This window comes from Actinomyces johnsonii (assembly GCF_006546835.1).
GTDB lineage: Bacteria > Actinomycetota > Actinomycetes > Actinomycetales > Actinomycetaceae > Actinomyces > Actinomyces johnsonii.
In genome coordinates, this window is record NZ_VICB01000005.1 from 235603 (window position 1) to 249487 (window position 13885).

Sequence of the window (13885 nt, forward strand, 5' to 3'; positions counted from 1 at the left end):
TATGACTAGGATTCCAGAGATACTTCGCGAACAGGCCAGGAATAGTGAGTTGATCGTATTCGTTGGTGCTGGCGTTTCTCGCAATTCTTCTGTTGTATTAGGAGACGACTGTAAAGTAGTGCACCCAGAAGATTGGAGAGGGCTGCTAGAAACAATTGCAGTGAATCTCGATCTTGTTGATGGGGATGGTAAAGCGTTGGATCCGGAATATGGGGAACTCGTAGATTCTTTAAGTCCTTTGGATCTCGCGGAGTACCTAAGTTTTATAGCCAAAGAACATGGAGTCGATAGAGATATTAGATCCTGGATAAAAAGGGTTGTCGAAGAGCCTGAGGCGGGAACGTTTTTCGAACCTAATGAATGGCATGATGCACTTCTTAATCTCGGGGAATATGGTCCTCGCGTAACGGTAACCACAAACTATGATAGGCTGCTAGAGAGAAAGTTTGGCACCGACGGATTTGCGGCATATAATTACAGTGCAAAAAATTTAAATACTATTTTGACCGCAAAAGAACGACCAATATTTAAACTTCATGGGTCTATCGAAGATCGCGCTAATCGATTGATCATCTCATCTTCTGATTATCAGTGGCTCGAACATGAGGGTAGGTTAATGTTGGATGCATTGCGGTCATTACTTATGACTCGGACTGCATTGTTTGTCGGGTATGGTCTTGGTGATCCTGACGTTAACCATATCCTTTCTTCAATTTTTACAGAACATCGTGGATCTGTAGAAGAACCTTCGCATTTCATTCTCCATGAAGACTCTCCTGGCTTTGTTTATCGCAAGGAGATGTTAAAGGAGTGGTATGGAGTTCAGTCGCTTTCTTATGAAGTCACTAAAAAGAGTGACCATAGTCAAGGATTGGAGATGTTGCGAGCGATTGGCGGACAATAAGTATTTTCGACGCCGATAGGAAGTGGTCTTGTGTCTCGCTATTTGGTGAGACACAAGACTGTCTCGTTTTCTCGTTTATGCTGACGGGCGTGATGAACGAGCTCTCCGCCGCCCGCACGGGCGCCCAGGCCCCCGCATGGCGTCACCTGCCCGCCCTCCAGCAGCCCGCCTACCCCGATGAGGCCGCGCTGGCCGGCGTCGTGGCGGACCTGCGCCGCCGGCCCCCGCTCGTCTTCGCCGGCGAGGTCGACTCCCTGCGCGACCTCATCGCCCAGGCCAGCGCCGGAGATGCCTTCGTCCTCATGGGCGGGGACTGCGCCGAGTCCTTCGCCCACAACACGGCCGACAACATCCGCCTCAAGGTCCAGACCATCCTCCAGATGGCGGCTGTCCTGACCTACGGCGCCTCCACGCCCGTGGTCAAGGTCGGCCGCATGGCCGGCCAGTACGCCAAGCCCCGCAGCTCGGACACCGAGACCCGCGGCGGGGTCACCCTGCCCTCCTTCCGCGGCGACTCCGTCAACGGCCACGAGTTCACCCCCGAGTCCCGCATCCCCGACCCCACGCGCATGCTGGACGCCTACCTGCGCTCGGGCACTACCCTCAACCTCATCCGCGCCTTCACGATGGGCGGCTACGCGGACCTGCGCGAGGTCCATTCCTGGAACCGCGGCTTCACCGCCAACCCCGCCTACAAGCGCTTCGAGTCCTTCGCCGACGAGATCGACCGGGCCATGCGCTTCATGGAGGCCGCCGGCGTCGACTTCGACGCCCTGCGCCAGGTCGACTTCTACGCCGCCCATGAGGCTCTCCTCCTGGAGTACGAGGACGCCATGATCCGCGAGGACTCCCGCTCCGGGCGCCTCTACGACACCTCCGCCCACATGCTGTGGGTGGGAGAGCGCACCCGCGAGGCCGACGGCGCCCACGTGGCCATCCTCGCCGGCGTCCACAACCCCGTCGGCGTCAAGGTCGGCCCCACCACGTCCCCCGACGACATCGCCCGGCTCATGGACCGGCTCAACCCCGACGGCGTCCCCGGACGCCTGTCCCTCATCACCCGCATGGGCGCGGGCCGCATCCGCCAGGCCCTACCGGCACTGGTCGAGGCCGTGCGCGCCGACGGGCGCCCCGTCACCTGGATCACCGACCCCATGCACGGCAACACCATCACCTCGGACAACGGCTACAAGACCCGCCGCTTCGAGACGATCCTCGACGAGATCCGCGGCTTCTTCGAGGTCCACCGCGCTCTTGGCACCGTGCCCGGCGGCATCCACGTCGAGCTCACCGGCGACGACGTCACCGAGGTCCTCGGCGGAGGTGAGCACATCGACGAGGCCGGCCTGGCAGAGCACTACGAAACCCTCGTCGACCCGCGCCTCAACCACCAGCAGTCCCTCGAAGTCGCCTTCGAGATCGCCGAGATGCTCAAGGGCTGAAGGCCCCCGGCGGGAGCCGCCTGTCCACCGGACTGGCATGGCCAGACGACGCCCGGCCGCAGGGGGCCGGTTCACCGTCAGAAGATGTTGATGGTGACCTTGGACTCAGCCTTGACGTTGGAGCCCGGCGCGGGGTCGGTGGATCGCACGGTCCCGAACGGGCCGCCCAGGCGCTTGTTGACCTCCACCTTGAGTCCGGCGTCCTCCAGGGTCTTCTTGGCCTCATCCTCGCTCTTACCGGTCACGTCCGGCACCGTCACCTTCTCCGGCCCCTTGGAGATAGTCAGGTCCACCGAGTCTCCCTTGTAGTAGCCCGACGCCCCGGCGATGGGGGAGGAGGAGATGACTCTCCCCTTGGCCACGGAGTCGGAGTAGTCCTGGCTGACCTTGCCCTTCTTGAGTCCGGCGTCCTCCAGGGTCTTCTTGGCCTCATCCTCGCTCTTACCGGTCACGTCCGGCACTGTGGCCGGCTCCTTGCCCTTGGAGACCACGATCGAGACCTTCGTCGTGTGCTCGATGACCTTGCCGGCCTTGGGGTCGGAGGAGATCACCTTGCCCGATTCGACGCTGGCGGAGTACTCCTCGGTGACGTTTCCCAGGGTCAGACCCGCTGCCTTGATCGCGGCGCTGGCCTGATCCTTGGTCTTCCCGACGACGTCGGGAACCGTCTTGGTCTCCATGCCTCGGGAGACGACGACCGTGACGGTGTGGCTCAGCCCCACCCTCTGGCCGACCTTCGGCTGGCAGGAAATGACCTTGCCTGCCGGCACCGTGTCGGAGTAGGCCCGTGCCGGCGTGCCCCAGTTGAGCCCCTGCTTCTCCAGGGCGATCTTCGCCTCGTCCTCAGACATGCCGACGATATCGGGGACGGGCACCCGCCGTCCCGGGCCCACCGTCAAATACCAGGTGGCACCCGCCCCGACCCCGGCCACGGCCAGAATTCCAACGACGACGGCGGCACGGCGGTTGATCCTGTTGGTGCCTCGGTTCCGGGTGGGGACGGCGGTGGTCTTCTGGGAGTCGGAGGCCAGGGCCTTGCGCGAGAGCGCACGCGTCTTGCCCTTAGTATCCGGTCCGATGGAGCCGATGGGCAGGGAGACGGTGCGCATGCCGGCGAGAGAGGAGGCGGAGTCCTCATCGGAGGGGGCCTCGTCATCGCCTTCTTGGGGCTCGTTATCGATGGCGGCGCGGGCGGCCTGGGCGTTGGCCGTCATGACCTCCTGGGTTCGGATCGAGCCGGTCCCGCCCCCGCGGCGCACAGACAGTTCGGAGTCGGTGAGCTCGTCGACGACGTTGCGCAGCAGCGCCAGCGCCTCATCGGCGTCTGCGGGACGCTCCTGGGACTCGCGGCGCGTCATGGTCGCCACGAGCTCGTCGACGTCGGCCGGCATGTCGGGGACCAGCTTGGAGGGCAGGGGCACGTCCTCGTGGACATTGCGGAAGGCGATCTGGATAGGGGAATCCGCACTGAAGGGTTGCTCGCCAGTCAGGAGCTCGTAGAGGACCACCCCGGCGGAGAAGACGTCGGCGCGGGAGGTGGAGTCCCCCGAGGTGATGAGCTCGGGCGCCAGGTAGGCGACCGTGCCCAACACATTGCCCGTCGTCGTCTGCGTCACCTCCGTGACCGCCCGGGCCAGGCCGAAGTCGGCCACCTTGGCCACCGAGCCGTCCGAGGGCAGCAGGACGTTCTCCGGCTTGATGTCCCGGTGCACCAGCCCGGCCCGGTGGGCGGCTCCGAGCGGCCGCAGCAGCTGGGCCATCAGCCCCAGAGTCTCCTTGACGGACAGCGGACCCGCCGCGATGAGGTCGCGCAGCGTGGGCCCCTCGACATACTCCATGACGAGGTAGGCGACCCCGTCGAGGCTGCCCTGGTCGTAGACGGCCACCACGCCCGGGTTGGACAGCCTGGCCGCCGCCCGCGCCTCGCGGCGGAAGCGCGAGACGAAATCGGGGGAGTCCGCCAGGTGGGCGTGCATGAGCTTGAGCGCCACGGTCCGGTCCAGGCGACGGTCGTGGGCGCGGTAGACGGTGGCCATGCCACCGCGCGCGAGGCGGTCGACGATCTCATAGCGAGAGTCGACCAGCCGACCGATGAGAGGATCCGTGACCACGGGCGCGATTCTACGGTGCCTGCGGCGGCGCGACAGCCACTCGCCGAAGCGGGCGGGTAGTACTGCCCATCTGGCGGGAACCGCCCGTTTCGCGTGCTATGTCAGGAGTTGCGGCGCGTCAGCAGGTCTGCCAGGGCCGCCAGGTCCTCCAGCGATGCGGTGCTCACCACGCCCTCGTTCCCGAGCCGTTCCAGCGCTCCGTCTCCGGCGCTGCGGTGAGCGGCGATGATCTCCTCGTGGGCGGCGCGTGCGCCGCAGTCCTCGATGAGCGCCGCCGCCTCGGCGATCCGGCCGGGCGCGGCCTCAGGGTTGGCCAGGACGGAGCCGAGCAGCTCCCGGCCGTCCTCGTCGCAGCGGTCCCAGGTCAAAGCCAGCAGCACTGTGCGCTTGCCCTCGCGCAGATCGTCTCCGGCAGGTTTGCCGGTGACCCGCGGCGAGCCGAAGACGCCCAGTTCGTCGTCGCGCAGCTGGAAGGCGATGCCGATCTCCTCGCCGAAGACGGCCAGGTGCTCGGCGGTCGGGCCGGCCGGGTCCATGCCGGCCAGGAGGGCGCCGATGAACAGCGGGTGGCGCACCGAATACCGGGCAGACTTATGGCGCACGACCGACAGGGCGTCGTCGTGCATCCGTCGCGCGGCGACCGCGGGATCCTGCCCCCGGGGCAGCGGCAGGTTCTCACTGCGCACGTCGAGGAACTGGCCCAGGGCAACCTCAGTGGTCATGGCATCGAAGGCGGCTCGGGCGTGTCGGGCCGCTCCATGGTCAGCCTCCGGGGAGATGTGCGCACCCGCCAGGGCGCTCATCTCCTCACCGGCCAGGGACAGCAGGAGATCGCCGAGCAGGATGGCGCCGTTGGCCCCGAAGCCCCGCGAACGTCCCAACCAGCCGCGTGCCTCGTGGTCCCGGGCGAAGGCGCGGTGTGCCGCTGGCAGCCCTCGCCGGGTGTCGGCCCCGTCCATGAGGTCGTCGTGGACCAGGGCGCTGGCCTGGTAGAGCTCGAGTGCCGCACCCAGGTGGATGGCGTCGGAGCCGGTCAACCGCTCTGCCCGGTGCTCCGGGGCGGTCAGGAGAGCGCAGCCGACCGCGCCCAGCACAGCGCGCATGCGCTTGCCCCCACCGAGAACGCTTCGGGCGGTCTCGAGCAGCTCCGGCGCGGCCGGCCCCAGGCCCTCCCAGCGCCTACGGCACATGGACAGGATTTCCTCCAGACGGTGCTCGACGGCGGGACGGATGCGGCCCAGGGCCGCAGGCAGCGCGCTCATGACCGCCAGAGTAGACGCAGGAGTGGTTTGTTGCGTCATCGACCGGGTTTCGCCCCTGCGGGGGAGCCGAGCTCAGCAAAGGTAAGGTCATACTAAGTCACCGGTGCGGAGGCGCTGGGGAATAAAGGCTACAATTCTGGGGTTGTCTGCTGTGCCGGGGCAGGTGCCCATAGCCTGTCGCCGGCTGTCCGCCCGCCCACGCGAAAGGAACTCCGTGGCTTCTTCCACAGTGACGCGCTCCCGCGCCGAGCTCACTGACGACGTCGACGAGACTGCGCTCGACGACGAGGACTTCGACCTCGACGACGAAGGAGACGAAGACCCCGACGACTCCGACTACGACGATGACGATGATGAGGCCTACGACGACTCCGACGAGGATGACGCCGAGGACTCCGATGAGGACGAGGAGGAGGACTCCGAGGCGCAGGCCGCGCAGGAGGACGACGGCCCCGCCCCCGAGCTGCGCGACTACTACCTGGACGTGAGCCTGGAGGAGAACGGTGACGGCTCCAAGCGCAGTCCCTTCAACAACCCCGCCTCGCTCAAGGGCGTCCGTCTCGCTCCCGGAGCGACGTTGTTCGTGCGCTCGCGCACGATCGTAGAGAACCTGGAGATCGCCGGCCACGGCACCCTGGAGGAGCCCATCACCCTGGCCCCCTACGGCCACGGTCCGGTGCCCCGGTTCGTCATCGGCGACTCCGCCCCGATGGTCGCCCGCGACTACCTGGCCCAGAACGGCTACATCTTCCGCGGCTGGGTCATCAAGGGCATCAAGATGCAGCCCTCCATCGCGGCCCTGACCGGTGAGCTCGAGCGCATGCGCCGGGAGGAGGCGGAGAAGGCCGCCTCCAAGAAGTCCGGCAAGCGCGGCAAGTCCCAGGACAAGGACGGCTCCTTCACCGTCTCCGACTCCGACGAGGGCGATGAGCCCGCCCAGCGGGTCGTCACCGCCGGTGCCACCGCGGACCCGGTCAAGGACTACCTCAAGCAGATCGGTAAGGTCGCGCTGCTGAATGCCGAGCAGGAGGTCGAACTCGCCAAGCGCATCGAGGCTGGCCTCTACGCCGAGCACCGCCTGGCCGAGGAGGGCAACGACCTGCCGGCCAAACTGCGCCGTGAGCTGCACTGGGTGGCCCAGGACGGCCAGAGGGCCAAGAACCACCTGCTGGAGGCCAACCTGCGACTGGTGGTCTCCCTGGCCAAGCGTTACACGGGCCGCGGCATGCTCTTCCTGGACCTCATCCAGGAGGGCAACCTGGGCCTCATCCGCGCCGTGGAGAAGTTCGACTACACCAAGGGATTCAAGTTCTCCACCTACGCCACATGGTGGATCCGCCAGGCCATCACCCGCGCCATGGCGGACCAGGCCCGCACCATCCGCATCCCGGTGCACATGGTCGAGGTCATCAACAAGCTCGCCCGCGTGCAGCGCCAGATGCTTCAGGATCTGGGCCGCGAGCCCACCCCGGAGGAGCTGGCCGTCGAGCTGGACATGACCCCGGAGAAGGTGGTCGAGGTCCAAAAGTACGGGCGCGAGCCGATCTCCCTGCACACGCCCCTGGGCGAGGACGGCGACTCCGAGTTCGGTGACCTCATTGAGGACTCCGAGGCCGTGGTTCCGGCAGACGCGGTGAGCTTCACCCTCCTCCAGGAGCAGCTGCACGCCGTGCTAGACACCCTCTCCGAGCGCGAGGCCGGCGTGGTCTCCATGCGCTTCGGCCTAACCGACGGCCAGCCTAAGACCCTCGACGAGATCGGCAAGGTTTACGGAGTCACCCGCGAGCGCATCCGCCAGATCGAGTCCAAGACCATGTCCAAGCTGCGCCACCCCTCGCGCAGTCAGGTCTTGCGCGACTACCTCGACTGAACGGGCTCACCGGACAGGCAGGGAGCCCACCGGCTCGCTCAGCTCAACGGCGTCGGCCCCGGAACCATCAGGGTTCCGGGGCCGACGCCGTCGGTGCTAGTGTCTCGATCGTGACACGGGGTGCCACATGGCTGAGAACACACCCGTCGAACCTGTCCAGCTAGTACTGACGAAGGGATGTCACATGCACTGGGGCATGTCTACCCCAGCGGCGCTTGAGGCGGTACGCCGCCACGCCCCGCTGGTCTCCTGCATCACCAACGCGGTGGTCACTAACATCACCGCTAACGTTCTCCTGGCTCTGGGCGCGGCGCCGGCCATGGTGGACATCACGGGAGAGGCGGGCCCTTTTGCCCACGTCGCCTCCACGCTGCTCATCAACCTCGGCACGCCTCAGCCCGAGCAGCGGGACGCCGCCCGCGAGGCCGTGGCTGCGGCGGCTGACGCGGGCACACCGTGGGTCCTCGATCCGGTGGCCATCGGCATGCTGACGCACCGCACTGCGCTGGCCCATGAGCTCCTCAGCTGGGGACCGAGCGTCGTACGGGGCAATGCCTCGGAGATCCTGGCTCTGGCCGGTGACGGCAGCGGCGGGCGGGGCGTCGAGACCGCCGACGACGTCGCCGCGGCGCTCGATCCGGCCTGTGACCTGGCCCGCAGCCACGGCTGTGTCGTCGCCGTCTCCGGGCCCGTCGACCTGGTCACCGACGGCGAGAGCGTCGTCCACATTCAGGGTGGCTCCGCACTGCTGACTCGGATGACCGGCGGGGGCTGCGCTCTGGGTGCGGTGGTCGCGGCCTTTCTCGGGGCGGGGCGGAAGGAGGGTCTGGATGACGTGAGCGCCGTTGTCGCTGCGCACGCCGTCTACAGCGCTGCTGCCGAGCGCGCGGAGTCCCGATCAACCGGCCCCGGATCCTTCTCGCCGGCCTTCCTCGACGCCCTGTACACCCTTGAGGCGCAGGACCTGCAAAACGTCAGTGTCAGTGCTACCGGGGCGACCACCGCCGCGCAGGGAGCGCCGGCATGAGGGCCGCGCCGGACCTGTCGGTTTACCTCATTACCGATGAGAGCCAGTGCCGCTCGCGCGGCAGAGACGTCCTGGCCACCGTTGAGGCCGCTGTCGACGGCGGAGTCACCTGCGTCCAGCTGCGCGCCAAGGGGGCCGACGGCGGACTCTTCCTGACTCAGGTACTGGAGGTGGCCGAGGTGGTCGGTGATCAGGTCCCCGTCATCGTCAACGACCGCGTCGACATCTTCCTGGCGGCGCGCGATCAGGGAGCGCCCGTAGCTGGGGTACACCTCGGCCAGTCAGATCTGCCCGCCCGCATCGCACGCCGTCTCGTCGGGGAGGACGCCTACCTCGGGCTGTCGGCCGCGACTCCCGACGAGCTGCGCACCGCCCAGGAGCAGGGCGCCTGCGACCACGTCGGCATCGGCGTCGTTCACCCCACCGCCACCAAGGCCGACGCCCCGAAGAGCCTGGGGGTGAACGGCGTAGCGCGCATGGCTGCCCTGACCGATCTGCCTGCTGTGGCCATTGGCGGCATTACGGCCAGCGACCTGCCGGCACTCCGGGCGGGTGGTCTGGCCGGTGCCGCCGTCGTATCAGCCATCTGCATGGCCGAGGACCCCAGGAGCGTCGCCGCCGACCTGCACCGTGCCTGGGACGAAGGAGGTCGGCGATGAGCCAGCAGCGTTCGGCAACCGTGACCGCCTTGACCATCGCCGGCTCAGATCCCAGCGGTGGCGCCGGCATTCAGGCCGACATGAAGGCCATGAGCGCCCTCGGTGCCTATGCGATGAGTGTCATCACGGCGTTGACTGCCCAGTCGACGCGTGGTGTGGCCGGTGTGCACGCCGTGCCGGTCGACTTCGTCCGTCTCCAGATGGACACGCTGCTGGAGGACATCGTCCCCGATGCCACGAAGATCGGGATGCTCGCCACCGTCGAGCTGACCGACGCGGTGGGGGAGTACCTGCCTGGACTCACCCACACGGTGCTCGACCCGGTCATGGTGGCCACCTCCGGGGACCGCCTTCTCGACGAGCAGGCCGTCGGCGCCGTGCGCCGTCTGTGTGCCAAAGCCGATCTCATCACTCCTAACCTCTACGAGGCGGCCGTCCTGCTGGGGGAGGAGCCCGCGGCGACCCTCGGTGAGCTGCGCAGCCAGGCGCGCCGCCTGAGGGAACTGGGCGCCCGAAGGGTGCTGATCAAAGGCGGCCACCTCACCGGAGGCGCAGACAACTCGGGCGACGTCGATGACGCCATCGACATCTACGTCGATGCTGACGCCGTCGAGATCCTGCACGGTCGCAGGGTCGCTACGAGCAACACCCATGGCACGGGCTGCACGCTGTCCTCAGCGATCGCCTCGCTGCGACCGCGCCGGGCGACCTGGCTGGAGGCGGTGCGGGACGCCAAGAACTACCTCACCGGTGCCATCGAGCACGCCGACGCCCTGGGCATTGGACACGGGCACGGGCCCGTCCACCATTTTTACCGAGCCGGAACGATAACCGGATGGTAGATTGTGTCGTTGTCGTCGACGACCGGAGGTCATTGCGGTGCACCTGCTGAAACGAGGAGGAGTGTGTATCCGCTACTGAACAGCGCCTCCGCCTCCACAGGAGTCAAACCTATGACAGATGCATCCATTTCTTTCCGCGTTAGGGTCATGCTCGCTGCGGTCCTCATGCTAGCGGTAACAGGGCTTCTTCCGCTGTCGCCACTGGCCACCTCGGCCCATGCTGCCGAGCCCGCACAGGCCGGAGGTGCAGCGTCCAGCGCGTCCTCGACAGCGGTGACCGCGCCCACCAGCTTCGGTAAGAGCGCCGAGCCGATCCCCGAGGAACGACCTGCGGCCGAGGTGAGTCACGAGGCCGACCAGAACGTGGTGAACTACTGGACGCACGAGCGTATGGCCGCCGCCAAGCCCCTGGATACCGATGCGGCCGATGATCCCGCCCAGGAGCGACCGGCGGCCGCCGAGGGTGATGGGGACAGCTCTAGCTCGACCGATCCGGCCGGGATGACCGAACCCGTCGCTCCGGCTGCCGACGGGGGCGGGGCCCTACCGGCCAGGGCCAAAGGAAAGCTGTTCTTCAACGGCTACGAGGCGGACAACGCCTACTGCAGCGCCTCCGTCCTCAACACGCCCTCCAAGAGCGTCGTCATCACCGCTGCCCACTGCGTCTACAGCTCGAAGAAAGGATGGGCCAAAAACGCGGTCTTCGTCCCCGACTACGACCGTACCCAGGCCGATCCGGACCCGGTGGGAGTCTGGACGGCCCGGTCGATGCGCACCTTTGACAGCTGGCGAGCCGACCAGGCCGACTATCGCAACGACGTCGCCTACGTGACGCTCAATGACGGCGGGGACGCGAATAAGCCGGTCGTCGACGTCGTCGGCGGCCACGGGCTGGCTTGGGGAGGCAGCTACGTCTTCCGCGCCACGATCTTCGGCTACCCCACCAACAAGACGAACCCGGACGGTCGCGGCACCATCTACTCCTGCGTCAAAACCACGGAGGAGTCGGAGGGCAAGGTGCGGACCGAGGGCTGCGACTTCGGCTTCGGCGGCTCGGGAGGGCCGTGGCTCTACCGCTACAACGAGTCCACAGGACTCGGCTACGTACGGTCGTTGACCTCGCTGTGGCGGCCTCTGGGCGGTGTGAATCGCGGCCCCTATTTCACCGAGGCGGTTAAGACCATGCTGGATGCCACCGCCGGGGACTGATGCGGTGGGGCCTCAGCCTCGACTGTCGTCTGGAGCCGACGGTGCGGTCTGCAGTGGAACCGATTGCTGCGGCGTCGTTACCGTAGACTCCATTCTGGCGGCCAGAAGAGTCATGGCCAGTACGAGTGCCGCGACCAGCGTCACCGAGGCGATCACCACGGCCGCCCACGCCGGTCGCCGATACTGGCTCGAGCTGCGCAGGTGCGCGATGCCCATGACGAGGGCGATGAAGGACAGCGGCACCCCGAGGAAGGGAAGCGGGATCAGTAGCACCGCACCTGCGGCCGCAGCAGTCAGGGCGCTGACAATCAGAGAGCGGCCGAGGCGGGCCTTGGCCTTTAGCTGTTGGTCCACGGCGATTCTCCTCTCACTCGTCTCCTCGACTCGTGTCAATAGACCGCTGTCTATGATGGAAACCGTCCCTGCCGAGCGCCAGGGCGAGGCCTGAATCTTCCAGATGAAACCTTCAGAGAATCTTCCGCGGTCGTGACCGCTCCCACCGGGCTTCTGTCCGTGCGACTCAGGATCGAGTCAGGCGTCGCACAGTCCGGACTCGTAGACTGGGGCCGGGAGACGTCTTCGCTCGGGAGCACTGAGATGGTTCATGCACGCACCGCCCTCGCCCAGTCCGACACCCTCCGCCTCGTCTGGCCCCAGTGGCAGGGTGCGGGGGAGTCCTCGGTGAGGAGCCTGCTGCCCGAGCTGCCCTACGGGGAAGCGCGGCGCGTCTACGCACTGGGAACCCGGGTGCTGACGGCGCTCCTGCCCGAGCACGCCGGTCCCACGGAGATCGTCCCCGTCAGCGATGAGCCTATCGGCGAGGAGGTGCTCGTCACCAACGGCATGGAGTCGCGCGCCCAAATCCTGGCCGGGATCCGTGACGCCCGCGAGGCAATCGCCCGGCACGACGCTCCCAGGATCCTCACCCTGGGCGGGGACTGCGCTGTTTCCGTCGTCCCTTTCACCGAGCTCGCTGCCCGTTACGGAGACGATCTAGCCGTCGTCTGGATCGACTCACACCCTGACATCGGCACCTCGCACTCCCAGTACCCCGGCTACCACGCCATGGCGGTCTCCCACATCATCGGTACCGGTGACGTCGAGGTGATGGAGGAGCTGGCGGCCTTCGTCTCCCCGAGTCGCCTGGCCCTGGCCGGCCTGCACTCCTGGACCGAGGACGACTACCCGAACATCGCCAAGTGGGGACTGCACGCCTTCGGCCCGGCCGACCTGCGCGACTCGACGACGCCCCTGCTGAAGTGGTTGGAGACCACCGGGTGCAGCCGCGTAGCCGTCCATCTGGACGTCGACACCGTGGACGCCGACGAGGTCCGGCTGGGACTGGGCTACGATCGCGGCGGCCTGAGCGTGACCCAAACCAACCGCGCGGTCAGGGATCTGGGGCGGGCGGCCGACGTCGTCGGCCTGACGATCGCCGAGTACGTGCCCCGGCAGGTCGTCTACCTCGCCCGCCTCCTGGAGGAGCTGCCGCTTCTATAAGCGATCGGGACGAGGCCGCCCGAGCTCGCCTCCTGAGTGACAGGCGTCAGTCGGTGACGATCTTGGCGCCGGTGGTGTTCTTGGCCGCATCGATGGTCCCCAGATCGGTGACGCTGGGGAAGCCGGCATTGCGCATGACGGCACTGGCCATCTTGGGCTGGTCATCAGTCCCGTAGAGCTGGTACTGGGAGTTGCGGTCCAGTCCCGAGAGCTCCTTCGGGAAATCGCCGGAGGAGAAGTCATAGTTGACGGCCCCCTCCAGGTGCCCCTGCTTGTACTCCTCGGCCGAGCGCAGGTCGATGATGACCACCGGGCCGGTGGCCTTCGCATCCGCCGGGGCGGTGTGCTTCGTGGCGGAGGTGCTGGAGCCAGAGGAGCCCGAGCAGCCGGTCAGCGCCAGTGCACCGCAGGAGACGAGCAGGATAGAGGTGGCCAGGACGCGGATGGGGCGTTTCACAGACGGTTCCTTCGAGAGTCACGCGGCTTTGTCGAGCCTGGATGGGATCAGGTGGGCTGCTGGATCAGCGTGGTTAAGGCTCTGTGTTGGGAGACTCGGGGTGGGAACAGGGTCAGGGCCTTCAGAAACGAGGATAAACGGGTTCTGGTGGGAACCGGCAGTGATACTCAGCGAACCGTTGCGTGAATCTACAATCCACGTCATTCGCCGGCGAGCAGGCTCGCGGTCTCATCCTGGAAGAGCAGGGCGACCTCTCTGAGCTTCTCGCCGTGTCGACGGGCGTGGTGAGCGCAGAAGAAGAGCTCGCCGGTCAACATGACGACCCGGACGTAAGCCTGTGCATCGCAGACGTCGCAGCGGTCGGCCGTGGTCAACGGGCGCTCTGAGGAGTCGGTGGCAGAGGCGGTCTGCTCGTCCAGGGTGGTCACCGCCTGAGCGGCGGTTGAGATTCCGGTTGTGCTCATGGGCCGCATTGCATCACGCCTGAGGACTCGCCGGTCGACCGAAAGGGCCGTTTCCGCCTGAGGCGCACGTGCTTTCGCCCACGGCGCACCGCCGTCATGGCGCACCTCACCGTGGAGTTGACCGATCGGGTGAATGCT

The 13885-nt window shown here is 66.6% G+C and carries 13 protein-coding genes and 1 riboswitch; of the genes, 8 read left to right on the forward strand and 5 right to left on the reverse strand.

Annotated elements, in window-relative coordinates; translation table 11 throughout:
• Position 1 precedes the first annotated feature (1 nt).
• Positions 2-904, forward strand: a complete 903-nt coding sequence (locus tag FK256_RS05805; RefSeq protein ID WP_170197917.1) for an SIR2 family protein — start codon at positions 2-4, stop codon at positions 902-904.
• A 92-nt stretch (positions 905-996) separates the two neighbouring features.
• Entirely contained in the window at positions 997-2346 is a 1350-nt protein-coding gene (locus tag FK256_RS05810) for a class II 3-deoxy-7-phosphoheptulonate synthase (RefSeq protein WP_244936212.1), read from the forward strand.
• A gap of 77 nt (positions 2347-2423) precedes the next feature.
• Here FK256_RS05810 and pknB read toward each other — a convergent pair whose 3' ends face one another.
• Positions 2424-4457 carry a Stk1 family PASTA domain-containing Ser/Thr kinase gene (pknB, locus tag FK256_RS05815; protein WP_141424040.1) on the reverse strand — a complete coding sequence of 678 codons (2034 nt, stop codon included), beginning with the start codon at positions 4455-4457 and terminating at the stop codon, positions 2424-2426.
• 101 nt (positions 4458-4558) lie between these two features.
• Positions 4559-5719, reverse strand: a complete 1161-nt coding sequence (locus FK256_RS05820) for a polyprenyl synthetase family protein (RefSeq protein WP_141424041.1) — start codon at positions 5717-5719, stop codon at positions 4559-4561.
• Positions 5720-5933: 214 nt separating this feature from the next.
• Between FK256_RS05820 and FK256_RS05825 the strand changes: the two genes are divergently transcribed.
• The 5 genes from FK256_RS05825 to FK256_RS05845 all read left to right on the forward strand — a co-directional run bounded on the left by FK256_RS05825 (position 5934) and on the right by FK256_RS05845 (position 11326).
• Positions 5934-7589, forward strand: a complete 1656-nt coding sequence (locus FK256_RS05825; RefSeq protein WP_141424042.1) for an RNA polymerase sigma factor — start codon at positions 5934-5936, stop codon at positions 7587-7589.
• A gap of 106 nt (positions 7590-7695) precedes the next feature.
• Positions 7696-7784: riboswitch (TPP riboswitch) on the forward strand.
• 1 nt (position 7785) lies between these two features.
• A complete protein-coding gene (thiM, locus tag FK256_RS05830) occupies positions 7786-8616 on the forward strand; it encodes a hydroxyethylthiazole kinase (RefSeq protein ID WP_141424044.1) in 831 nt (276 codons plus the stop codon).
• A complete protein-coding gene (gene thiE, locus FK256_RS05835; protein WP_141424046.1) occupies positions 8613-9275 on the forward strand; it encodes a thiamine phosphate synthase in 663 nt (220 codons plus the stop codon). Before thiM ends, thiE begins: the two co-directional genes overlap by 4 nt.
• Positions 9272-10117, forward strand: coding sequence for a bifunctional hydroxymethylpyrimidine kinase/phosphomethylpyrimidine kinase (gene thiD / locus FK256_RS05840; protein WP_141424047.1), 846 nt, complete (start codon positions 9272-9274; stop codon positions 10115-10117). Before thiE ends, thiD begins: the two co-directional genes overlap by 4 nt.
• 111 nt (positions 10118-10228) lie before the next feature.
• The gene (locus FK256_RS05845; RefSeq protein ID WP_051295674.1) at positions 10229-11326 is read left to right on the forward strand and encodes a trypsin-like serine peptidase; all 1098 of its coding nucleotides are present in this window, start codon (positions 10229-10231) and stop codon (positions 11324-11326) included.
• A gap of 12 nt (positions 11327-11338) precedes the next feature.
• On the opposite strand, the gene FK256_RS05850 is transcribed toward FK256_RS05845, so the two are convergent.
• Positions 11339-11680, reverse strand: a complete 342-nt coding sequence (locus FK256_RS05850; RefSeq protein ID WP_141424048.1) for a dicarboxylate/amino acid:cation symporter — start codon at positions 11678-11680, stop codon at positions 11339-11341.
• 243 nt (positions 11681-11923) lie between these two features.
• Between FK256_RS05850 and FK256_RS05855 the strand changes: the two genes are divergently transcribed.
• Positions 11924-12826: an arginase family protein gene (locus tag FK256_RS05855; RefSeq protein WP_009233861.1), complete on the forward strand. Its 903-nt coding sequence runs from the start codon at positions 11924-11926 to the stop codon at positions 12824-12826.
• Between the two features lie 46 nt (positions 12827-12872).
• Here the strand turns inward: FK256_RS05855 and FK256_RS05860 are convergent, their stop codons facing one another.
• Together FK256_RS05860 and FK256_RS05865 are read right to left on the reverse strand one after the other, a co-directional pair.
• The gene (locus FK256_RS05860) at positions 12873-13283 is read right to left on the reverse strand and encodes a rhodanese-like domain-containing protein (protein ID WP_021605501.1); all 411 of its coding nucleotides are present in this window, start codon (positions 13281-13283) and stop codon (positions 12873-12875) included.
• Between the two features lie 200 nt (positions 13284-13483).
• Positions 13484-13756: a DUF7455 domain-containing protein gene (locus tag FK256_RS05865; protein ID WP_211343530.1), complete on the reverse strand. Its 273-nt coding sequence runs from the start codon at positions 13754-13756 to the stop codon at positions 13484-13486.
• Positions 13757-13885: the final 129 nt, after the last annotated feature.